Source organism: Rhodococcus sp. WY5, from assembly GCF_018588185.1.
In the GTDB taxonomy this organism is placed as follows: domain Bacteria; phylum Actinomycetota; class Actinomycetes; order Mycobacteriales; family Mycobacteriaceae; genus Rhodococcus_F; species Rhodococcus_F qingshengii.
The window spans coordinates 4,237,036-4,263,900 of record NZ_JAAMPR010000001.1; the positions used below are offsets into that span (position 1 = coordinate 4,237,036).

Consider the following 26,865-nt stretch of genomic DNA (forward strand, 5'->3'; position numbering starts at 1 on the left):
GTGCTCCTGACGCCTGACGACGACAAATTTTGATCCTGAGTTCGGACCTTCGGGGAGGTTCGGACTTCGAAGCGACCCTTCGTCGAGGTCGATGACCTTCGGCTGCGCTCTCGCAGGATCGCCACATGGTTTCCACTCGATATCGAGGCGGTGCGATGTTTCTCTTCAATCCCCGAGCCACACTTCCCGGCGCTGATCGTGACAACGCTGATCGTCACAACGCTGTGTGGGGGTGGTCGTGATGGATACCGACAAGAGGATCGACCCGCTCACCGGATCGCGAAGCCTGCCGGCAGGAGCGTTCCCCCTGTCTGCGGTGCAGCGCAGCATGTGGTTTGCGCAGCAACTTCACCCGACGGTCCCGTACTTCATCGCGCAGTACATCGAGTTCCACGGCGATTTGGACATGCAACTGCTCAGTCGCGCCGCGGTGGAGGCTGCCCACGAGTTCGAATCACCGTTTCTACGGTTGATGTACCCGGATGGGGAGCCCTGCCAGATCGTGGACTTCACGATCGACCCGGGCATCGACTACTTCGACTTCCGCGAGCGTGAGAACCCTCGGCAGGCTGCCTCGGAGTGGATGGACAACGATTACGCGACGACGCTCGATCTGACTCGCGATCGTCTCGTCGAGATGACAATTCTTCAAACTGGTGATCGGGATTACCTGTGGTACACCAGGATTCATCACGTCGCTCTCGACGGTTACAGCGGTATGACGATCGTCAATCGGATTGCGGCGATCTACACCGCAGCCGTCGAAGGTCGAGAGCCTGCGGTGAACAAGGCGCTCGACGTCACGACGCTGTCCGAGCTCGACCAGAAGTACCGCGAATCGAGCCGATTCGAAGCCGACCGCGAGTACTGGGCCCAGCGTGTGTCGGGCGTCGAACACGGTTCGACGTTGGCCACCCGTGAGGGACCCCCGACTGCACGCAGTGAACTCGTCAGTGCCGCGATGTCGGCGAACAGCCTTGCTGCCTTGGACGAGTGGAATTCACGTTCCGGTGCAACTCCGGCCGCAGTGTTGATTTCGGCACTGGCGTGCTACCTGTCCCGCAGTACCGGCTACGACGACGTGCTGATCAACCTGCCGGTTTCCGCGAGGACGACGGCACCGCTGCAGCGGTCCGGCGGAATGCTGGTCAACGTCGCGCCGCTACACATCCACGTAAACCCGGACGAAAGTGTCGACGATCTGGTCGGGCGCGTGCAACTCGAACTTCTCGGTGCGCTTCGTCATCAGCGATGCAGCCTCGAGGACATCCGGCGTGATGCCGGTCTGACCGTCGGCGACGCGCGTCTGTCCGGCCCGATGATGAATGTGATGCTCTTCCGGCAGGAGATAACCCTCGGGCCACTGACCGGTGAGTATCACATCGTCACGTCGGGTCCGGTCGAGGATCTGCTGGTCAACGTGTACCAGAGCGGCGATCCGGCGCAGACGTTGATCGACTTTCGCGGAAACCCCAATCGCTACGGCCACGACGAACTGGCCGAGCACCACCGGGCGTTCACCGAGTTGGTCGCAGAACTGACAGCAGCACCGGCCGGTACGCCGATGAACCGGATTCATCCGGCAAGTGCCGAGGCAGGGGCGCGCAGAGCACAGCGCAGGGAACTCGAGCGGTTCTGGGCGAGATACCTGGGGGACTCCGACGAGGGCTCCACACTGGACCTCGAGACACTGGGCCTCGAGCGAATCGACGCCGAATCGGAGCCCACCGGTACGAATCGGCTGAGCGTCCCACTCGATCCCGCGGTCGCCGAACTTGCGCGCACGGAAGGCGTCTCCCTCTTTGCCGTTGTCCATGCCGCATTTGCTTCGTTGCTGTCGAGATCGACCGAGCGCCGGGACGTGCTGATCGGAACGAGGACCGAGTGGGGAACTTTGCCCCTGCGCTGCGAGGTCGATCCGGCGGCGCCGTTCGACGAGTTCGTGAGTTCTCTTGCTCGAGAACGCGATACGTTGTCGATTCGATCGGCGGCAGGTGTCCCCGCACTGCCCGAGTTGCACGTCCACCTCAACGACGGCTCGCAGGAGACCACGATTGCCGGCCTCGACGTGGCGATCGACGTCCACGCAGATACCGGCGCCCTCGAGGTTGCGTACTCCACGCAGCACTACGCCGAATCCACGGTCCGAGCCTTCCTCTCGCGACTGGTGCGGATCCTTGCAGGCGCAGCAGCAGCCCCGCGAACGCCGGTCGGAGACCTCGATCTCCTCGACGACTTCGAGCGTGAGTCCCTGGTACCGGCGCGGGGAGCGACCGCGTCCTCCCCGTTGACCCTCCCCGATATTCTCCGCCGGGCCTCGGCTGTGAACCCCGATGCCCCAGCGCTCGTTTTCGGTGATCGTGAGGTGAGCTACCGGGATCTCGACGCCGAGTCGAACACACTCGCCCGTGAACTGATCAACAGGGGAGTCGGCCCCGGCACCTATGTCGCCCTTGCGCTGTCGAGGTCTCTCGAATCGGTGACCGCGACGTGGGCGGTGGCCAAGACCGGCGGTGCCTTCCTCCCGATCGATCCGCACTACCCCGAGGATCGTATTCGGCACATGCTCACCGATTCGGGAGCTGTAGTCGGAATCAGTGTGGGGGAGCACCACGGCGGGCTCGCCGATTCGGTGGATTGGCTGCTCCTCGACGAACTGGACACCTCGCACCATTCCGATGCACCGGTCGACGACGCCGAGCGGCGTACGCGCCTGAGCTACGACGATCCGGCATACCTCATCTACACGTCCGGCTCCACTGGTGTCCCCAAAGGCGTCGTGGTCGGTCACCGCGGGCTGAGCAGCTTCGCCGACGAAGAACGATTCAGGTTCGGAGTCGAACCTGGAGACCGCACCCTGCATTTCTCTTCGCCGAGCTTCGACGCTTCGGTCCTCGAACTCCTCCTTGCCTTCGGGGGCGCGGCAACGATGGTGATCGCGCCGCCCACCGTGTACGGCGGCGACGAACTGGCACAGGTGATGCGTATCGGACGGGTCACCCACGCCTTCGTCACCCCGGCCGCGCTGGCAACAGTCGATCCCGCCGGCCTACCGGATCTACGAGTGGTCGTGACCGGCGGCGACGCATGCTCACCCGCGCTGGTGGATCAGTGGTCACACGGACGCTCGATGTTCAACGCGTACGGACCGACCGAAACCACCGTCGTCGCCACTCTGACCGGACCGCTGAGCAGCGATGTTCCCGTCACCATCGGGAAGCCGATGCGCGGAGCTGCAACCGTCCTCCTGGACTCGCGGCTTCAACCGGTGCCGATCGGTGTCGCCGGCGAGCTCTATGTGAGCGGTGTCGGTTTGGCGCGCGGGTACCACGCGCGTGCCACGATTACGGCCGAACGATTTGTTGCCGACCCCAACGGTGTTGCGGGAGAGCGCATGTACCGCACGGGTGACCTCGCGCGGTGGAACGGCGAGGGTGAGCTGGAGTACCTCGGCCGGAGCGACTTCCAGATCAAGATCCGCGGTTTCCGCGTCGAGCTCGGCGAGATCGACGACGTGCTGCGCCGCCACCCGAGCGTCGCACAGGCAGTCACCGCCGGAGTTGCGGGCCCGAGTGGGGAAACACTGTTGGCGGCGTACGTCACGGCGGCTGCGGGCACACACATCGACAACTCCGAGCTGGTCGCCCACGCGAGATCTTCGTTGGCAGCCCACATGGTTCCGGCGCGGATCGTCGTCCTCGACTCCATTCCGTTGACTCCGGCAGGAAAGATCGACAGGAAAGCGTTACCGGACATCGATTCTGTGGGCGGGTCGGCTGAATACCGTGCCCCCGAGACCTCGACCGAGAAGCGAATTTCGGCGGTGTTCTGCGATCTGCTCGGTATCACCCGGGCGGGAGCAGACGACAGTTTCTTCGACCTCGGCGGTGACTCGTTGATCGCGACCCGCGTCGTGTCGCGAGTCAACGGAGCTCTCGGAACGACGCTGAGCGTTCTCGACCTCTTCGAGGCGCCGACCGTCTCCGCTCTGGCAGCACGTGCCGACCTCGCGGACTCGCGGAACACACGTGCCCCGGCACTGACGCGTATCGATCGCCCTGACCGGATACCGGTATCTCTGGCGCAGCAACGAATGTGGCTGACCAATCAACTCGATCCGAGTTCGCCGGCGTACAACATTCCGATCGCGGTTTCGATGACCGGCGATCTCGACGTCGATGCACTGTTCACCGCGCTGAGGGACGTGATCGTTCGACACGAGATCTTGCGGACCGTTTTCCCCGAGAGTGCGCGTGGCCCCGTCCAGCACGTTCTCGATGTGGACGAGATGTTCGATCATCTCGAGGTGGAAACGGTGCCTGCCGCAGCGACCTCGGCGCGGGCGAGTGAGCTCGCGCGAGAGGGATTCGACGTCAGCGAATCGGTGCCGATCCGCGCGACTCTGCTCGAGGTGAACGAACGCGAGCACACCTTGGTCCTCGTCGTGCACCACATTGCAGCAGACGGCCTGTCGATGGCGCCGCTGGCTCGTGACGTGATGGTGGCGTACGCCTCGCGGGCGAGCGGACGCGTGCCGGCGTGGCTGCCACTCGAAGTGCAGTACGGCGATTTCAGCGAGTGGCAACGCGGAGCGCTCGGTGAAGCGTCCGACCCGGATTCGATTCTTGCCGAGCAGTTGCGGTTCTGGTCGCACACGCTCACCGAACGCGGTGAGCTCGCGGAACTGCCGATGGATCATCCGCGCCCTGCGGGTGTCTCGCTGCGCGGTGACGATCTCGATTTCCGGATCGACTCCGCGACGTACCGCCGGGTCGGCGAGATCGCGGCGCGCAGCGACGTCAGCGTGTTCATGGTGATCCACGCCGCGCTGGCCGTCCTGCTCAGCCGAGAATCCGGAGCGAACGACATCACGATCGGCACTCCGGTGGCCGGGCGGAGCGAGCGCGCTCTCGACGACGTCGTCGGAATGTTCGTCAACACGGTGGTGCTGAGGACGGTTCTCGAGGGGGGACTCACCTTCGGTGAAGTTCTCACCCGCGTCCGCGACGTCGACGTGGCGGCCTTGCAGCACACCGAAGTGCCGTACGACGTACTCGTCGAATCCCTCGCAGACAACCAGGCGCCGCTGTTCCAGGTGATGCTGGTGATGCAGGGCGCCGCTCCCACCGAGGTCACTTTGCCCGAGCTCGAGGTCACGGTCGACGAACTGTCGACGGGCGCGGCAAAGTTCGACCTTCAGGTCATTCTCACCGACCGCGGCGACCATCTCGACGGCCAGTTGAACTACGCCAGCCAGCTTTTCGACTCGGACACCATGTCCGGCCTCGCTGATCGCTTCACGATGCTCCTCGACGCGGTAGCTGCCTACCCGGAATCCGTCGTCGGCGACGTCGATCTCACAGCTCCGGGCGAGGCGGAACTGGTCCTCGAGCGTTGGAATGCCACCGAACACGCCGTACCGATCACCACCCTCTCGGACCTGGTGGCGGAGCAGGCAGCCCGGACACCCGAGGGGGCCGCGCTGGTCTACGGCGAGCGGACACTGACCTATGCGGAGTTCGACGCGAGGGTCGGTGAACTTGCCAGAACCCTCATCGCCCGCGGGGTCGGCCCGGACATGCGCGTCGCGGTGTCGATTCGACGGTCACCGGAACTACTCGTCGCGGTCCACGCCGTGATCCGTGCCGGTGCGGCATACGTCCCGGTGGATCCCGATCATCCCGCCGAGCGCATCGCGTACGTCTTCGACATCGCGGAACCGATCTGCGTGCTGAGCCGGCCCCAGGACCACGGCGCTTTTCCCGCGCGAGTCCCGATCGTGGACGTCGATCTCGATCGTCAGGTGTCCACGACGGCGCCGATCACCGACGCTGATCGGCTCGGACCCCTGCGCCCGGACAATGCTGCTTACGTGATCTTCACGTCCGGATCGACGGGTCGACCGAAAGGTGTTGCAGTATCACACCGTTCGATCGTCAATCGCCTGCTGTGGATGCAGGACACGTACCCCCTTCACGCGTCGGACGTGGTGCTGCACAAGACCCCGGTGACCTTCGACGTCTCGGTGTGGGAACTGTTCTGGCCCCTGCAGACCGGCGCGCAGTTGGTGATCGCGGAACCGGACGGGCACCGTGATCCCGGGTACCTGTCGGCGTTGATTGCCGACAGAGGCGTCACGACGGCGCACTTCGTTCCGTCGATGCTCGCGGAATTCGTCGCTGCCGCGACTGCCGGGCAGTGTGCGAGCCTGCGTCAGGTGTTCTGCAGCGGTGAAGCCCTCGCGCCTACCACTGCGGAGGCGTTCACCCGTCTGAGTTCTGCGGGACTGTTCAACCTGTACGGACCCACAGAGGCTGCCGTCGACGTCAGCGCCGCCGAATTCACCCCCGACATGACCGTCACCGTTCCCATCGGTGCGCCCGTGTGGAACACCCAGCTCTATGTCCTCGACGGGCGGCTGCATCCGGTTCCGGTCGGCGTTCACGGCGAGCTGTATCTGGCGGGAGTGCAACTGGCGCGTGGATACCTCGGGCGCAGCGATCTCACCGCCGACAGGTTCGTGGCCGACCCGTACGGCCCGTCTGGCACCCGGATGTACCGAACCGGTGATGTCGTCCGGTGGCGCGCCGACGGGCTGCTCGACTATGTCGGTCGACGCGATTTCCAGGTCAAGATCCGCGGGCAGCGCATCGAACTCGCCGAGGTCGAAGCAGCATTGCTCAGGCTGCCCGGTGTCGCGCAAGCTGCTGCTCTCGTCCATCACGACGACGTGGTCGGTGACAGTTTGGTCGGCTACGTCATCGCCGACACCGGCACTTCGATCGACACGGACGGCCTACGCACCGAGTTGAGAGGTCTCCTTCCGGCCTACATGGTTCCCGCTGTGGTCATCGCCCTCGACGTGTTCCCTCTCGGTTCGACCGGCAAGCTTGATCGGAAGGCTCTGCCCGCGCCCAGCTTCGACAGCTCGCAGACGTATCTGGCGCCGCGAACACCGCTCGAAGCGCAGTTGGCGGCGATCTTCGAGGAGCTTCTGGAATCCGGGGCAGTCGGTGTTCACGACAACTTCTTCGAGATCGGCGGAAACAGCCTCGTCGCTGCACGCGCTGTGGCGCGCGTGAACGATTCGCTGTCGTTGAACTTGTCGATCAGAGAGTTGTTCGACGCGCCGACCGTTGCGCAGTTGGCGGTCGAGTGCGCCACGGCACGAGGGGGACCGGCAGTCCTTCCGCTCGAGGCATTGCCGCGGCCACAGACGATCCCGCTGTCGCTGGCACAAAAGCGCATGTGGTTCGTCAATCAATTCGACGTCACGTCCGCGGCGTACAACGTCGCCATAGCGATCAGGCTGAGAGGCCGGTTGGACGTTGCCGTGTTGGAGGGCGCGATCACCGACGTGCTTACTCGCCACGAATCGCTGCGCACGCTGTTTCCCATGATCGAGGGAGTGCCGGCGCAGGTGATCGTCGAACCCGGTGAAGCGTTGGGCGCGCTGCCGGTTGTCGCCGCAAACGCCGAAGCGGTACTCGGGGAGATCGAACGTCTCACCTCGAGGGGCTTCGACGTCACGCAGGCTCCACCGATCAGGGCGGAACTGATCGAGGTCGACGAAGAAGATCACGTCCTGACCGTGGTCGTCCATCACATCTGCGCCGACGGATTCTCGATGGCACCGTTGGCGTTCGACGTGATGAGCGCGTACTCGGCAAGGCATCGAGGTGAGGCGCCCGACTGGTCTCCTCTTCCGGTCCAGTACGCGGACTTCGCCATCTGGCAGGAAAGGGCTCTCGGTCGGATCGACGAAGCGGACAGCACTCTTGCAGGTCAGCTCGAGTACTGGACACGTCAACTGGCGAGTGTTCCCGAACTTCTTGCGCTCCCCGCAGATCGACCGCGTCCGCGTGTGCAGGATCTCTCGGGCGGCGTCGTTCGATTCGACATCGATGCCGGCATCCACCGCCGTCTGAGCGAAACCGCGATCGAACACCGAAGCAGTATGTTCATGGCGGTACACGCCGCATACGCAGTGCTCGTGGCGAGATTGTCCGGCATGGAAGACATCACGATCGGCTCACCGATCGCCGGGCGCGGAAATGCCCTGCTGGATCCGATGGTCGGTATGTTCGTCGGCACGTTGGTCCTGCGCGCCGACGTCGACCCCGCCGCCTCGTTCACCGATCTGTTGGCCAGAGTTCGCAGCACCGACCTCGACGCCTTCGCTCACGCAGACGTCCCCTTCGAGCGCGTCGTCGATGCGCTGGCTCCGGAGCGGTCGACGTCGCATTCACCGTTGTTCCAGGTGATGCTGGAGTTCAAGAACACCACTCGGCCAGCAGTTCGTCTGACGGATTTGGACGTCGAGGTCCTCGAACTCGAATCCGCCGTCTCGAATTTCGATCTGCAACTCACGCTTGCCGAGACCTTCGACGACGACGGCCGGCCGGCGGGAATCGAGGCCGGGTTCACCTACGCCAGCGCCCTGTTCGACGAGTCGACCGTCGAAGGTTTCGCTCGATACCTGGTTCGGATTCTCGGTGCTGTCACCGAATCACCGCACACGCCGGTCGGCGACATCGATCTCGTGAGTGATCTCGACACGATTCGCGCCGTCGCACCGGAACTTCCCGAGCAGGTTCACTTCTCGACGTTGCTCGAGCGGAAGTACGTCGACGAACCGCAGAGGACTGCACTGATTTTCGGCGACCGCCATCTGACCTACTCCGATCTGGACCGCCGCGCCAACCGGCTTGCACGACTGTTGATCAGCCGCGGGGTCGGTCCGGAATCCGTTGTCGCCCTGGCATTACCACGCTCACTGGAATCCGTGGTCGCGATCTGGGCGGTTGCCCGGTCGGGCGCTGCATTCGTACCCGTCGACCCGGCGTATCCCGTCGACCGCGTGCACCACATGATCAACGACTCGGGAGCGGGCGTCGTTCTCACCACCGCCGAGCATGTGGGTGTCGTCCCCGACGAGGCAGACGCCGTTCTGCTCGATCAGGCAAAGACACTCGCAACCCTCGAACAGATCGGTGATCAGCGGATAGATGCCTCGGAGCTGCTGGCTGCGGTGTCCCTGGACAACCCGGCCTATGTCATCTACACCTCCGGTTCCACCGGCGTCCCCAAAGGCGTCATGGTCACTCACCGTGGGCTTTCGGCACTTGCCGAGCAGGAACGCAGTCGCTTCCGCGTCGAGTCGACCTCGCGCACGCTGCATTTCAGCTCACCGAGCTTCGACGCCTCGATTCTCGAACTCCTGATGGCTGTTGGTGCCGGGGCCACGATGGTCATCGCCCCACCGAGCATCATCGGCGGAACCGAACTGACGAGTCTGATCGCCGACCAGCACGTCACGCACGCCTTCATCACACCAGCCGCACTGGCCACGGTCGATCCGAGCGGACTGAACGAGCTGGTGTGCATCGGAACCGGCGGCGACGTCTGCCCACCCGACCTCGTCGCCGCCTGGGTCAGCGATCACCGGATCATGATCAATGCCTACGGACCAACCGAATCGACGGTCGTCGCCAGCATCACCGAGCCGATGTCCCCGACCGATCGAGTCACGATCGGTCGCCCGTCGACAGGCATCACCGCGTGGGTCCTCGACAATCGCCTGCACCGCGTCCCGGTCGGAGTGACGGGAGAGCTGTACGTCAGCGGCGACGGACTCGCCCGCGGTTACCGAAACCGCGCCGGCACGACCGCCGAACGATTCGTGCCCAATCCCGCGGGCAGTGCGGGCACACGGATGTACCGAACCGGCGACCTCGCCAGGTGGAACAAGAACGGCGAACTCGAGTACCAGGGTCGAGGCGATTTCCAGGTCAAGATTCGCGGATTCCGCATCGAACTCGGCGAGATCGAGGCAGTTCTGGCTCGCTATCCCGGCGTTGCACATTCCGTGGTGACCACGCTCGAACGTGACGGAGGCGCCGCACGGATCGTCGGATACGTCGTGCCTGCCAACGACGCTCAGACTGTGGATCCCGAGGCCGTCATCGCGTTCGCGGGCTCGGCTCTGGCCCCGTACATGGTTCCTGCGGTCGTGGTCGTTCTCGACGAACTGCCGATGACTGCCAACGGAAAGCTCGACCGCCGAGCCCTGCCGGTTCCCGACTTGCGAGCAACCCAGGCACGCTCGCGGGCCGCCGAATCCGATACCGAACGCACGCTGGCCGCCTTGTTCGTCGATGTCCTCGGTGTCGAATCGGTGGGCGTCGACGACTCGTTCTTCTCGATGGGCGGCGATTCGATCATGTCGATTCAGCTCGTCGCCCGTGCCCGCGATGCCGGGCTCGTCTTCACCCCGCGTGACGTCTTCGAGGTGAAATCGGTCGCCGGTCTTGCGGTTTTGCTGGCATCGACCAAGGACGACGAACCCGAGGTGCTCGAGGAACTTCCCGGAGACGGCGTGGGCCACGTGCCGTTGATGCCGGTGGCTCAGTGGTGGCTCGACCGGCTCGGCTCCGATCTCCGAGGTCTCGATTCGTTCTCCCAAGCGACTCTTCTCAACGCGCCGCACGGGCTTCACAGTGTGGAGCAGTTGACCGCGGCTCTTCAAGTTGTTCTCGATCGTCACGACATCCTTCGCGCACGCCTCGAGCTCGACGGCGAGCGCAGGCTTGTTGTCGGCGAGCCGAGATCTGTTGCAGCCGAGAATATTTGCCGGGTGATCGAGGTAGAGGCCGAGCCGGGCACCGCGGTGTTCGACGCGGCGATCGTCGACGCACTGGACGGTGCGCGCCGAGAACTCGACCCCGGCCGGGGCGTGATGGTGCGGGTCGTCTGGTTGTCCGGCGTGCGCAACACTGGCCGGCTGCTCCTGGTGATCCACCACCTCGCCGTCGACGGTGTCTCCTGGCGCGTCCTCGTGCCGGAACTTGCGTCGGCTTTCCACCGCATCGATGCAGGCGAGGAACCGGAGCCGTCGTACTCGGGCACGTCGGTTCGTCGTTGGTCGCATGCGCTCCGCGACATCGCGCCCGATCGAAGAGTCGAATTGCCCCGGTGGCGTTCGATACTCGAAGGTGCCGACCCGCTGATCGGAACCCGGCCGCTGGACCCGCGGCTCGACACGTTCGATTCGGTCGGCCGAGTTGTCGCCGACGTACCCGTCGAACTGTCCGACACAGTCCTGACCACGCTTCCGGCGCTTTTCGGTGGATCAGTCAACGACGGTCTCGTTGCTGCTCTCGCACTGGCACTGACGCAGTGGAGGCAGGCACAGGGCATACGAACCGACAACGTGCTCATCTCGATGGAGGGCCACGGACGCGAAGCTCACGTGGTGCCCGGTGCGGACGTCCTGCACACGGTCGGCTGGTTCACCAGCGTCTTCCCGATGCGGATCGACCTCGCCGGCATCGACATCGCGGAAGTGATGAGCAGCGCCCCAGAGGCAGCGGTGGTGCTCAAGCGTGTCAAGGAAGAACTCTTGGGTGTTCCGGACAGCGGCATCGGCTACGGAGTTCTGCGTTACCTCGACGAGGTGGGTCGAGCGGAACTCGAAGACCTCCGCCAACCGCAGATCTCGTTCAACTATCTGGGCCGTTTCTCCGGCACCGAAGCAGGAGAGTCACTGGGGGACTGGGCACTGGCCCGGGACGTCGATCTGGAAGCGGCAGCGCGGTCCGAGATGCCAGTGGGTTCGGTCCTGGACGTCAACGTCGTCACCACCGAGATCTCGGGCGCACCGCACATCGGTGCCACTATCGCCTATCCCACCGGCGTGCTGGCAGAGCGCGATGCTCGCGCCATCGCCGACCTCTGGGTGCAGGCGTTGCGCGCGCTGGCCACCTATGCCGAACACAGCGAACGCGGGGGACTCACCCCGTCCGACATCGACCTGATCGACCTCGACCAGGATTCCATCGACCACCTCGAGCGCGAGTTCCCGACACTGACCGACGTCTGGTCCCTCTCACCGCTGCAATCCGGACTGCTCTTCCACGCCCGCTACGCCGAACACACAGTCGACGCGTACACCGTCCAACTCGCACTCGAACTCGACGGCGTCGACGCGTCCCGGTTGCACCGTGCCGCACAGGCACTGCTCGACAGACACGAGAACCTACGCGCGGCGTTCACGACCGACACCGGTGGACGATCGGTGCAGGTGATCAACGCAGACGTTGACGTGCCGTGGACCGAGATCGACATCTCTCCGTTGGCCCCCACCGAACAGGCGACCGAGATACGCGAGCTTCTCCATGCGGATCGGGTCCGCGGCTTCGACATGGCCACTCCGCCCCTGCTGCGGTTCCTGCTTCTGCGAACCGGTGACGACGCGTATCGGTTGATCCTGACCAACCACCACATCCTCCTCGACGGATGGTCGATGCCGCTGCTGGTCCGCGACCTACTGACGCTCTACGCGACAGACAGTGATCACAGTGCCATCCCACGCGTACGCCCCTACCGGGACTATCTGAGCTGGATCAGCACTCGCGACGACAGCGTGTCGATCGAGGCCTGGGGCGAAGCACTCCGCGGACTCGACGACCCGACGCTGCTCACCGGAACTCACGCCGTCGACGAGGACGGCGCTACCTCACGCTCGACGACCACAGCGCTCGGAGAACGTGAGACGGAACTTCTGCGTGGATTCGTCCGCTCCCGTGGCCTGACGACAGCCTCCTTGATCCAGGTGGCCTGGGGAATCGTGCTCGCCGAACTCCTCGGCCGCGACGACGTCGTCTTCGGTGGAACCGTCTCCGGCCGACCACCCCAGGTGTCCGGCGTCGAGTCGATGGTGGGTTTGTTCATCAACACCGTCCCCGTCCGAGTTCGCCTCGATCCGCGAGAGTCCCTGGCGGCGCTGTGCGTTCGCGTCCAAGCGGAACAGGCGCGGTTGTCCGATCACCATCATGTCGGGCTTTCGCATATCACTTCGGCTGTGGGGTCCGCTGCATCGTTCGACACGCTGACTGTGTTCGAGTCGTATCCCGTCGACCGCGGTGGACTCTCCTCCGGTACCGACATAGCCGGAATGCACGTTCTCGACGTCCACGACGCCGAGGATGCCGCGCACTATCCACTCGCGATCGTTGCCTCTGCGGCAGACGGGCGACTGCGGCTCAAATTCGAGTATTTCCCGGGAGTCCTGGGCGATCACGACATCGACGCGATCGCCGACCGGCTGCTCCGCACCCTCGAGCTGATCACCGCGCAACCGGATCTCCCGCTGGCGAAACTGCGCCTGATGCCGGATTCGCAAGTGCAGCAATTGGTTCCCGCGCGCGGCCGGCAGGGCCGCTCGGTCAGGACACTCGATCGCATCTTTTCGGACACCGCGAGCAGATTCCCCGAACGGGTCGCACTGTCCTGTGGTGAGAGAAAGATGACCTATCGAGAGCTGGACGAGGCGTCGAACCAGTGGGCGCGCGTGCTCATCTCGGAAGGCGCCGGCCCGGACTCACGGGTGGCGATCTGTGTGGAACGCTCCTTCGAATCCGTCGCAGCGGTCTGGGCGATCACCAAGACCGGCGCCGCCTTCGTGCCGATCGATCCTCGCTACCCGAGTGACCGGATCTCGTTCATGCTCGAGGACTCGGCATCCTCGCTCGGATTGACCACGGCCGCCCACAGACCCGGCGACGGCGGTGTGACGAAGTGGCTCGAACTCGACGACCCGACGAGCATCGCTCGGCTCTCCGGAGTATCCGCGGCGCCGCTACGCGAGGACGAGCGCCGGGGAACCCCGCGGTTGGAGAACACCGCCTACCTCATCTACACCTCGGGCTCGACCGGCCGACCCAAGGGCGTCGTCGTCACGCACACCGGTCTCGAGAACTTCGCCGACGAACAGCGTCATCGCTACGGTCTCACCGAGAATTCACGCGCACTGCATTTCGCCTCTCCGAGCTTCGACGCCTCCGTTCTCGAGTACCTGCTCGCCTTCGCCGTCGGCGGCGAACTGGTCGTAGCTCCCACCACCGTCTACGGAGGAACCGAACTGGCCGACGTTCTCCGCGAGGGACATGTCACCCACGCGTTCATCACGCCTGCAGCGCTGACGTCGGTGGATCCCGAGGGAATCGACGAACTGACCACCATCACGGTGGGCGGCGAGGCGCCCTCGGCGGACCTGGTGCGCACCTGGGCGCCGGGAAGATCGTTCGTCAACGTCTACGGACCCACCGAAACCACCATCTCCTGCAACCTCAGCGACCCCATCCCGGCCGGCGAGAAGGTCTATCTCGGACCGCCGAACCGCGGATTCAGCGAGGTCGTCCTCGATCGCAGACTTCAACCGGTGTCCGTCGGAGTTCCCGGCGAACTGTATGTCGCCGGAGTCGGACTCGCGCGCGGCTATCACGGGCGCTCACCACTGACGAGCGAACGATTTGTCGCCAACCCGTACGGCGAGCCGGGGGAGCGGATGTACCGCACGGGCGACGTGGTGCGCTGGCGCAGCGACCGCACCATCGAGTACCTCGGACGCAGCGACTTCCAGGTCAAGATCCGCGGCTTCCGTATCGAACTCGGCGAGGTCGACACGGCGTTGGGTCAGCTGCCCGGCGTGGAGTACGCGGTCACGTTGGCGGTGCGCGGACCCTCCGACGAGCAGGCCTTGGCGGCATATGTCGTCTGCGACGACGAACGCCGGGTGAGCGCCGAGGACATCCGGGCGGCGGCACGGGAGCTACTGCCGGCACACATGGTGCCCGCAAGCGTCGTCGTGCTCGACGAACTACCGCTGACCGGCGTCGGCAAGGTCGATCGGGCTGCTCTTCCGGCGCCTCGTTTCGACACCGATGCCGAGACACTCACTGCACCGGCCACCGAGTTGGAACGGCTGGTGGTGGGCGTTTTCGAGGACGTGCTCGGAGTGTCTCCGATCGGTATCGACACTCACTTCTTCGACGTCGGCGGAAACTCACTGACCGCGACCCGCGTCATCGCCCGCGTCAACGCACTTCTCGGCACCGACATCGGCGTTCGAGGACTGTTCGAGTCTCCGACAGTTCGGCAGCTCTCGCGTCTGGCGGAGAGCGTCGGCCGCGGAGAGAACCCCAGACCACCGTTGACTCGGCGATCCCGCCCGGACCCACTGCCCGTGTCACTGGCACAGAAGCGGATGTGGTTCCTCAACCAGTTCGACGTGACGTCCCCCGCCTACAACGTTCCCCTGGCAGTGCGCCTCGACGGCGATCTGGACTTCGCCGCATTGCAGGCCGCGGTAGCGGACGTACTGGGGCGCCACGAGAGCTTGCGGACGAAGTTCCCCTCGATCGACGGACAGCCGGTTCAGCAGGTGATGTCCAGCGACGAGGTCATGCCGATCCTGGAGCCGGAAATCGTCACTGCTGCCAGAGTGTCCGATCGAATCCTCGAGCTGGCCTCGGCAGGCTTCGACGCCTCGGCCGAAGTTCCGATCCGCTGCGCGGTCCTGCGCGTCGACGGGGACGAGCGCAGGCACGTACTCGTGATCGTCGTCCACCACATCGTCGCCGACGGGTTCTCGATGAACCCCCTCGCAGCGGACGTGGCAGCGGCTTACGCGGCCCGCAGTGCCGGCAGTGCGCCGAACTGGTCGGAACTGGCCGTGCAGTACGGCGACTTCGCTGTGTGGCAGCACGAAGTGCTCGGCTCCGAGGAAGATCCGGACTCGGCTCTGACCCGTCAGCTCGATTACTGGAAGGACCGACTCGCGGGACTGGGCGAGCCGATCGCGTTGCCGACGTCGTTCCCACGTCCGGCAAAGCCGTCCATGGTCGGCTCGGTCCACCGGTTCGTGGTATCGCCGCAGACCCATCGGGCGCTGACCGACCTGGCACGTGAGCACGGCACCACCATGTTCATGCTCATGCACGCAGCACTGGCGGTACTTGCGGCGCGCCTGGCCGGTACCGAGGACATCGCCATCGGGACACCCGTCGCCGGCCGCGGCGAGGCCGAACTCGATCACCTGGTCGGTATGTTCGTCAACACTCTCGTGCTGCGAACACAGATCACGCCCGACGCGTCGTTCGAGGACGTCCTCGCCCAGGTTCGCGAAGGCGACCTCGGCGCGTTCCAGCACACCGATTTGCCCTTCGAAAGGTTGGTCGACGCACTCGACCCGGAACGCTCGACTTCGCACACTCCGTTGTTCCAGATCCTCATCGAGTTCCGCAACAATGCACTCCCACAACTCGAATTGCCGGGGCTGTCGGTCTCGGGAGTCGAGTTCGACCTACCCGTCGCCAAGTTCGATCTGCAACTCTCGGTCACCGAGCGTTACGACGCGGATGGCGGAACGGATGGCATCGACGCCGAATTCATCTACGCCACAGACCTGTTCGACGGTGACTTGATCGATTCGTTCTCACGCAGACTGCTCACCATCCTCGAGGCGGTCTCCCGAGAGCCGTCGACTCCTACCGGTGACATCGACGTCGTGAGCGCCGACGAGCGTCGACAGATGCTGACCGAGTGGAACACTCACGCCGAACCGGCTCCAGCGGACAACATCGCGGACCGATTCTTCGAGGCTGTTGCAGCACATCCGTCGTCGACCGCGGTCAACGACAGCGACGGCGCCATGACGTACGCCGAACTGGACGGGCGCGCTAACCGCCTGGCGCGGCTCCTGATCGGCCGCGGTATCGGTCCGGAATCCGTGGTGGCTGTTGCAATGCCCAGAACCACCGATCTCGTGCTGGCCCTCGTCGCCGTCATCAAAACCGGAGCGGCATACCTGCCGGTCGACATCACCTACCCGGCCGAGCGCATGCGGTTCCTCTTCGACGACGCGCGGCCGGTATGCCTGGTCACGACCGGAGACTTCCGAAGCGACCTACCTTCGGAGATCATCGAATCCGGCATAGACGTCGTCGAACTCGGATCGCCGGAGATCGCGGTACGCCTCGATCACTCCGCGCCCCATCGCATCACCGACGCGGACCGGACGACACCACTTCTGCCCGACGCGATCGCGTACATCATCTACACCTCCGGATCCACAGGGCGCCCCAAAGGTGTCCAGGTCAGCCACCGCAACGTGCTGACTCTGATGGACAACACCGCCCCGACGTTCGGGTTCGACGACACGGACGTGTGGACCATGTTCCACTCGTACGCATTCGACTTCTCCGTCTGGGAGCTGTGGGGGCCGCTGCTACACGGGGGCCGGCTGGTCGTCGTCGACTACTACACGACCAGATCACCGGACATGTTCCACGAACTGCTCCGCAGGGAGCGAGTGACGGTGCTGAACCAAACACCCACCGCCTTCTACCAACTCGCCGAAGCCGACCGTGCGTACTCACCGAACGGCACGGATCCCGACCTTGCACTGCGCTACGTCGTCTTCGGTGGCGAAGCGCTCGACCTCGGGCAGTTACGCAAGTGGTACGACAGGCGGGCCGACACGGCTCCGACGTTGGTCAACATGTACGGGATCACCGAGACGACAGTGCACGTCAGTCGAATCGCACTCGACCGCAACGACAGCGAGCACGCGTCGGCGAGCATCATCGGGCGAGCAGTACCGGGATTGTCCGTCTACGTACTCGATCGGCGACTGAACTTGGTACCACCAGGTGTCGTCGGCGAAATGTACGTCGCCGGTGATCAGGTGACTCGGGGATACCTCGGGAAACCCGCATTGACTTCGGTGCGGTTCCTTCCCGATCCATTCGGTAGTTCGGGGGATCGAATGTATCGGAGCGGGGACCTGGCGAGGTGGAACGACGCGGGGCAGTTGGAGTACGTGGGCCGCAGTGATTTCCAGGTGAAGGTGCGTGGTTTCCGCATCGAACTCGGCGAGATCGAAGCCGCAATGCTCCGCTGCCCCGGCGTCGCTGCCTCGGTAGCACTTGTTCGGACAGAGGGAGCGTCACCGCGGATCGTCGGGTACGTGGTCGCCGAAACAGGCAGTACCGTCGATTCAGCGACGGTGACCGACTTCGTCGCCGCCGAACTCGCGGAGTACATGGTGCCCACCGCCATCGTCGTCCTCGAATCGCTTCCACTGACGGTCAACGGAAAGCTCGACCGACGCAGCCTCCCGGCTCCGGACTTCACCGTCACGGGAACAACCGAGGCGACGCGGGCGCCGGCCACCGCTACCGAAGCGGTCCTCGCGGACCTCTTCGCGGAGGTGCTGGGTCGGGGCAGTATCGGAGTAGACGATTCCTTCTTCGGTCTCGGCGGCGATTCGATCATGTCGATCCAACTCGTCTCACGGGCGAAGTCCGCAGGCCTCGTCTTCACTCCGCGGGACGTCTTCGAAGCGAAGACCGTGGCCGGCCTCACCAAAGTGCTCCTCATCGAATCATCGGAAACGGCACCGGTTCTCACGGAGCTACCCGGCGGGGGAGCCGGCCCGCTACCGCTCACGCCGATCATGGAGTGGCTCGTCGAACGCAGTCGCGGTGACCTGAGCACGATCCGCAGTTACAGCCAGAGCGCGCTGATCGCACTGCCCGCGGATGTCTCCGGCCCCGCGCTGGAACGAGCATTGCAAACGATCCTCGATCGTCACGACGTGCTGCGGGCGCGCCTGGACGCCGCGACTCACCAACTCGAGATCCGCGAGCCAGGGAGCATCACCGCCCCCGACATCCTGCGCCGAACCTCCATCGTGTCCACCAGCGGCGAAGAATTCGTCGCCGCTGCGGAAACCGCGATGCAGGACGCATCCAGCCGCCTCGATCCCGAACACGGGAAGATGATCAGCGCAGTCTGGTTGGATCCCGTCAGCTCGAACGGCAACCGGGCCGAAGCCGGACGGTTGCTCCTGGTCCTTCATCACCTCGCGGTCGACGGTGTGTCCTGGCGCATGCTCGTCCCGGGCCTGGTCACTGCTTATGCCTCGGCGTTCGACGGAGAAACACCCATACTTCCGCCGGGCGGAACGTCGATACGTCGCTGGGCGACAGCGCTCGCCGAGACCGCTGCGCAGCGACGCGACGAGATCGACCTGTGGTCGAGAATGCGGACCGACGAGCCATTGCTCGGGGCACGCGGGCTCGACCCAGCCGTCGATGTCGGAGCCACCGTCGACCGCGTCAGCGTCGACGTTCCGACCTCCGTGACCGAGAACGTCATCTCGACGGTGCCTCAGCATTTCGGAGGCTCGGTGAACGACGGGCTGCTCGCTGCTCTCGCGATTGCCGTCACCGCCTGGCGTCGATCGCGCGGACAGCGCAGCGGGGACGTGCTCGTCAACCTCGAAGGGCACGGCCGCGAGGAGAACGCCGTACCGGGCGCCGACCTCTCGCGCACGGTCGGCTGGTTCACCACCTTGTTCCCCGTCCGGATCGATCTCACCGGACTCGATGTCGTCGATGCACTGGCCGGGGGATCAACCGCCGCCTCCGCCGTGAAACTCGTCAAGGAAACGCTGCTCGGCCTGCCCGACAACGGAATCGGGTTCGGCATCCTGAAGTACCTCGATCGAAACGAGGAACTTCGTGAGCTGCCCACGCCGCAGATCTCGTTCAACTACCTCGGACGATTTGCCGGCTCGGATCCCGAGCACGGCGAAGTGCCGTGGCTGCCGATCTCGGAAGTGACCCTCGACGAAGCGCACAGCGGCGAATTGGCCGCCGCGTCGGTGCTCGACATCAACGCCGTCACGACCGATACCGCACACGGTCCGATTCTGCGCGCTACGTGGTCCTTCCCCCGCGGCATTCTCAGCGAGGCCGAAGTCACCGAACTGGCGGAGCTCTGGACCCGAGCACTGGGCGCACTGAGTGAATACGTGGAGGAACACTCCGAGCGCGAGCTCACGCCCACCGATCTCGATCTCGTCACCGCGGATCAACAGAGCATCGAACAGCTCGAGCGCAGATTCCCCGACCTGACCGACATCTGGTCACTGTCACCTCTGCAGTCGGGCATGCTCTTCCACGCCCAGTTCGACGAAACCGAAATCGACCCGTACATGGTGCAACTGACCCTCGAGCTCGGGGGTCGGGTGGAGGCGCCGCGCCTGCGCCGCGCCGCGCAGGCCTTGGTTGATCGTCATCCGAGCCTGCGCGCGGGATTTGTCTCCGCACCGGGAGGGCGGGCACTGCAGGTGATCCGTTCCGGTGCCGACATCGGCTGGGCCGAGATCGACCTGTCCGGGGCCGAAGACAGCGAAGTCGCGTTCGGTCAGCTGCTCGAACGCGATCGCGCTCATCGTTTCGACATGGAAACAGCCCCGTTGATCCGCTTCATGCTCGTGCGAATCGGACCGGACACAGCACGCCTCGTCGTGACGAACCACCACATCCTGCTCGACGGCTGGTCCACCCCGCTGTTGCTTCGAGACCTGCTCACTCTCTACGCAACCGACGGTGACCCCGAGATTCTGCCCCGAGTTCAGTCGTATCGCGACTATCTCTCCTGGATCTCGAAGCAAGAACCCGAGACTTCGCTACGGGCGTGGCAAGAAGCGCTACGGGGCGTCGACACGTCCACCCACCTCTCGAGGGCAGACACCGCCGCCGAAACCGTGGCAAGTGAAATCCACTCGTACTCGCTGCCGACCGAACGAGCCGAGACTCTTCGGGCGTTCGCGCGAAGCCGCGGTCTGACCATGGCGACCCTGGTACAGGTGGCATGGGGAATCGTGCTCGCCGAACTTCTCGGACGCGACGACGTCGTCTTCGGCGGAACGGTCTCAGGACGCCCACCACAGGTGCCCGGCGTGGAATCGATAGTCGGCCTGTTCATCAACACGGTGCCTGTCCGAGTCCGCCTCGACGCCCGAGAAACCCTCGCCGAAATGGCCATTCGCGTCCAATCCGAGCAAGCGTCATTGCTCGACCACCACCACATCGGACTGTCGGACATCGCCGGAGCAGTCGGCGCCGCCGGTTCCTTCGACACCCTGACGGTATTCGAGTCGTATCCCGTCGACGAGACAGCCCTGACCGCCGAAACCGACATCGCGGGAATGCACGTTCTCGGCATCGACGGACGCGACTCGGCGCACTATCCGATTGCCGTGGTGGCGTCCGAAAGTGACACGCTGAATCTGAAGATGGAGTACTTGCCGACGCACTTCTCCGCCCGCGAAGTCGCCAAGATCACCGAGCGCGTGGGCATCGTCCTCGGGCAACTCGCCTCGGCACCGGATCAGCCGCTGGCCCGTCTGCAGGTTCTCACGGAGTTCGAGAGCCGTGATCTTGCGCCGGTCTTCGGCTCCCCGGGGCGCTCCGCGCGAACGCTCCCAGAGATTCTCGCCGACGTCTCTGCCACCTATCCCGACCGCATCGCGCTCTCGGCCGGCAGCCGTTCCATGACCTACGCCGAACTGGACCGGCGCTCGAACCAGTTGGCCAGAGCCATGATTCGCCGCGGCGCCGGGCCCGAGACGTCGGTTGCCATCGGCATCGAAAGGTCCGTCGAATCCGTACTCGCGGTGTGGGCGGTGGCCAAGACCGGCGCAGCGTTCGTCCCCGTCGACCCCACCTATCCGGCTGACCGAATCGAACACATGCTCAGCGACTCCGAGGTGTTGTTCGGGTTGACCGTCGTCGACGCCATCGACACACTTCCACCCATCGTGTCCTGGTTGGTGCTCGGAGAAGAGGCATTCGACGACGACGTCGCCACCAGTTGCACGCTGCCGATCACCCAGGACGAACGGCGTGCACCGGTGGTCATGGACAACGCCGCCTACGTGGTCTACACCTCGGGATCCACCGGCCGACCCAAGGGAGTTGTGGTCACCCACACCGGACTCGACAGCTTCGCACTCGACCAGCAGCGTCGATTCCACGCAGATCACCACTCTCGAACCCTGCACTTCGCCACCCCCAGCTTCGACGGAGCCGTCTTCGAGTACCTGCAGGCATTCGGTGTCGGAGCAACCATGGTGATCGTCCCGACCGACATCTACGGCGGCGCCGAACTGGCAAGTCTCATCCGCCGCGAACACGTCACTCACGCGTTCGTCACCACGGCAGCACTCGCCACCGTCGACCCGGCCGGCCTGGACGAGTTCCGGCACGTCGTCGTCGGGGGAGAGACACTACCGCCGCATCTCGTCGGCCTCTGGGCTCCCGGACGAGAATTCGTCAACGCCTACGGCCCGACCGAGACAACCGTCATGGCAGACATCAGCGAACCCATGACAGTGGGCGCACCCATCACGATCGGTGGACCGATCCGCGGCGTGCACGAGATGATCCTCGATTCGCGCCTGCAACCTGTACCCGTCGGAGCTCCCGGTGAGCTGTACATCGCCGGCATCGGCCTGGCTCGCGGATACCACCGGCGTCCCGGCCTGACCAGCGAGCGATTTGTCGCCGACCCCTTCGGCAAGCCAGGCGACCGGATGTACCGCACGGGCGACATCGTCTCCTGGCGAAGCGATCACACCATCGAATACGTCGGGCGTAGAGACTTCCAGGTCAAGATTCGCGGATTCCGCATCGAGCTCGGCGAGGTCGACGCCCAGATCACCGCAATGGCGAGTGTCACGAATTGCGTGACACTCGGCGTCGACGGACCGGCCGGCGCCACAGTTTTAGCGTCCTACCTCACCGTCGAGGAAGGATCGACGCTGACCGGGGCAGAGATCACCGCGCACCTCGCCGGACGTGTTCCCTCGCACATGGTTCCGGCCAGCATCATGATCGTCGACGAGCTACCGCGCACCGCGGTCGGCAAGCTCGATCGAAAAGCGTTGCCGACGCCGGAGTTCACCGGAACCGGTGTGGAATTCCGGGCGCCCGGCACCAGCCTCGAACGTCGGATCGCCGATGCGTTCATCGACGTACTCGGCGTCGAACGGGTCGGCGTCGACGACAATTTCTTCGAGCTCGGCGGCAACTCGCTGATCGCCACTCGCGTGGTCTCGCGGCTCAACTCCGCACTGAACATCGACGTCGGGGTGCGCGTGCTGTTCGAGGCACCGACGACGGCTCAGCTCGCCGAACGGCTCTCCAGCGCTGTCACTGCCGTCGGCACTGTGCCGCTCACTCCCATGGAGCGCAATGGCAGCGTCCCGCTCTCGTTGGCGCAGAAGCGCATGTGGTTCCTGAACCAATTCGACACACGCTCAGCCGCGTACAACATCCCACTAGCTGTTCGCCTCACCGGTGACCTCGACGTCACGGCCATGCAACAGGCCATCGCCGACGTCGTCGAGCGGCACGAAACACTGCGGACGGTGTTCCCCGCCGTCGGCGGCGATCCGATTCAGCAAGTGCTCACCGTCGACGAGGCAGTACCGCCGGTCCGTGAAATGACGTTGGGGGAGGACGAACTCGCAGAGCGCATGCAACGACTCGCCACGACCGGCTTCGACGTGTCGGTGGACCTGCCGCTGCGCGTGGCACTGTTCCGACTCGACACCGCTGAACCCGTTCACATTCTGTTTGTCGTGGTCCATCACATCTGCGCCGACGGTTCGTCGATGGCGCCGCTCGCACGCGACGTGATGACGGCCTACCTGGCGCGTACGGCAGGGACCGAGCCCACGTGGGCGCCACTCGAGGTGCAGTACGCAGACTTCACGTTGTGGCAGCATCGCGTCCTCGGATCGGAAGACGACCCGGAATCCGTCATCAGTCGCCAATTGCACTACTGGAGTGAGCAACTCGCCGGACTCGACGACGTCATCGCACTGCCCGCCGACCACCCGCGACCCGTGCAACAGACCTTCCACGGTGACCGATTCACCTTCGACATCGACGCGAACACCCACCGCGCCCTCGCGGACCTCACCAGGGCAAACGGTGTCACGATGTTCATGGCGCTGCACGGCGCGCTCGCAGTGCTGATGTCCAAGTTGTCGGGCGCCGACGAAGTCACCATCGGCACACCGATCGCCGGCCGAGGTCAGGCAGCGCTCGACCATCTCGTCGGAATGTTCGTCAACACACTGGTCCTGCGAACCAGCGTCGATCCCGACATCACGTTTGCCGACCTGTTGGAGCACGTCCGGGAAATCGACCTGGCCGCATTCCAGAACTCGGACCTGCCATTCGAACGGCTCGTCGACGTCATCAACCCAACCAGATCCACGTCGTACTCACCGTTGTTCCAGGTCGCCCTCGAACTTCAGAACAACGAACCCGCACATTTCCACCTACCCGGCCTCGACATCGACGGACTGACCGTGGAAACCAAATTCGCGAAGGAGGACCTGGAGCTGATCGTCGACGAGAAGTTCGACGAGTTCGGCATCCCGGCTGGGATGTCCGCAGCCTTCGACTTCGCAACCGATCTCTTCGAACCCGCCACCATTCGTCGGTTTGCCGACCGACTGCGCCTGATCCTGGACGCTGTCGGACGCGAACCCGCAACACGTATCGCCGACATCGGCATCCTCGGCGCCGATGAAACAGCTGCCCTGGTGCCGGCATCCGGTGCCGCCGCGACTCGAGCGCGGGTGTGGCCGGAGATCCTCGCCGAAGCAGTCGCCTCGAACCCGGATGCCCCAGCCCTCTCGAGTCGCGAGAGGTCGATGACCTACCGCGAGCTCGACGAGGAATCGACGAAGCTGGCGCGCGCGCTGTGTCGGCGCGGCGTCGGTCCCGAAGATTTTGTGGCGCTGGGTCTGCCGCGGTCCACTGCGGAGATCGTCGCGATCTGGGCGGTCACGAAAACCGGTGCAGCGTTCTTGCCGGTCGACCCGAACTATCCCGACGATCGCATCAACCACATGCTCGACGATTCGCGGGCCGTACTCGGCATCACCGACGACGCTCACCGCAGTCAACTTCCCGACACGGTCGAGTGGATGGTCCTCGATGAAGCCGAGACCGTCGACGAGATCGACGCCCAGAGCGCAGCCGCGATCACCGATCGCGACCGCACGATCCCCTTGCATCACGGGCATCCCGCGTACCTGATCTACACCTCGGGTTCAACCGGGAAGCCGAAGGGCGTCATCGTCACCCACCTCGGGTTGTCAAACCTCAACGCCGAGGAACATCAGAGATTCAACGTCCAGCCCTATTCGCGGATCTCTCACCTGGCATCACCGAGCTTCGACGCCTCGGTCTTCGAACTCATGATGGCGTTCGGCAGCGGAGCGTGCCTGGTCGTCATCCCACCGACGGTCTTCGGCGGATCCGAGTTGGCCGAAATCTTTGCCGACGAACACGTCTCACACGCGTTCATCACTCCGACCGCGCTCAGCTCGATCGAAAGCTCCGCGCTACCCGAACTCCGCGTACTCGCAGTCGGTGGCGAGGCCTGCCCACCCGAACTCGTGGACATCTGGGGCCGCGACCGTCGCATGTTCAACGGATACGGACCCACCGAATCCACCATCCAGGCCAGCGTCAGTGAACCCATGCGGCCGGGCAAGGACATCAACATCGGACGACCGGCCATCGGCTTCGCCGGACTGGTCCTCGACGGGCACCTCAAGCCCGTGCCGGTGGGAGTCATCGGGGAGCTGTACGTGACCGGCCCCGGACTCGCCCGCGGATACCACAATCGTCCCGACCTCACCGCCGACCGATTTGTCGCCGATCCGTTCGGCGAACCAGGCCAGCGGATGTACCGCACGGGCGACCTGGTGCGCTGGCGCTCCGACAGCACCCTCGAATACCTGGGCCGCAGCGACTTCCAGATCAAAGTCCGCGGATTCCGCATCGAGCTCGGCGAAATCGACTCTGTCCTGATGGCACACCCATCCGTCTACTTCGCCGCCACACTCGGGCACGAAGCGCCGTCGGGGGAGACGATGATCGCCTCCTACATCCAGCCCGTGGAAGGACAGACCGTCGACGACTGGGAGCTTCGCCGCCATCTGTCTTCTCGCCTGCCCGCGCACATGGTTCCCGGCGCGATCGTCGTCGTCGACCGCATTCCGGTGACACCGGTCGGCAAGCTGGACCGCAAGGCACTGCCGACCCCGAGCTTCGAGCGACGCACGGTCCCGTACGCACCGCCGACAAACAACACCGAACGAACGGTCGTCGACATCTTCGAGACCGTGCTCGGGCACGAGCACATCGGCGTCGACGACGACTTCTTCGAACTGGGCGGAACGTCGATCGTGGCCACTCGCATCACCATCGAACTCGAGAAGCGTCTCGGGATGCGAGTGCCGTTGCAATCGCTTTTCCTGGATCCGACACCTGCCGGAGTCGCCCGGGCTGCCGACGGAATGGACGCACACTCGCCGGACGATTCGTCGGATCTTCTCGCCCCGATGATCACGCTGCGCGCCGGATCCGATCGTGCACCACTGTTCTTCGTCCATCCGGGTATCGGATTGTCCTGGGGTTACGCAGAATTCGTCAAGCATCTCGAGCTGGATCAACCCGTCTACGGTCTTCAGCTACCGTCCCTGAGCGGCGGGCCCAGCTTCGACTCGCTGACCGAACTCGCCGACGACTACGCGAATCGCATTGCAGCCGTGGCATCGACCGGCCCGATCCATCTGGCCGGCTGGTCGCTCGGCGGCGTGATCGCACACGCCGTGGCACACAGCCTCACTCGGAGCGGACGTGACGTGACTCTGTCGATACTCGACAGCTATCCGTCGTCGGATTCCGATCAGCCCGCAGAACTCTCGGTCTCCGAACTACTGGCCGGGCTCGCGATGCCGGCGGGATCCAAGACGGTCGAGACCTTCGAAGAAGCGGCGGAATTGCTGGAGCAGACCCTGGGTGCCGGAATCGGAATCGAAGCGGAGCATCTGGCGCGGATCAGTCGCGGTTACTCCCACTCCGTCGAATTGACGAATCGGCACCAACCGCCTGTCCACGTTGGAGCCATCGAGTTCTTCGTAGCCGGAAGATCTACGGAGAACGGACACGATGTCGCCGAATGGCGAAGGTTTGTAGAAGGGGACATCCGAGTCACCGAAGTCGATTGCGAACACAACCAGATGATCGAACCGGGTCCGGCGGCAACCATAGCTGTACGATTGCGAGAAGTTATCGCTCAGTGGGGTGTCTGAACCAGGTTCGACATGGGTATGAGTGAAACACACAGGGTGATGGACCC

The 26,865-nt window shown here is 64.5% G+C and carries 1 protein-coding gene; it reads left to right on the forward strand.

Annotation, left to right across the window (positions count from 1 at the left end; translation table 11 throughout):
* Positions 1 to 241: 241 nt before the first annotated feature.
* On the forward strand, positions 242 to 26,818 hold the full coding sequence (locus G4D79_RS19660) for a non-ribosomal peptide synthase/polyketide synthase (RefSeq protein ID WP_214514285.1): 26,577 nt from the start codon (positions 242 to 244) through the stop codon (positions 26,816 to 26,818).
* The last annotated feature ends 47 nt before the right edge of the window (positions 26,819 to 26,865 follow it).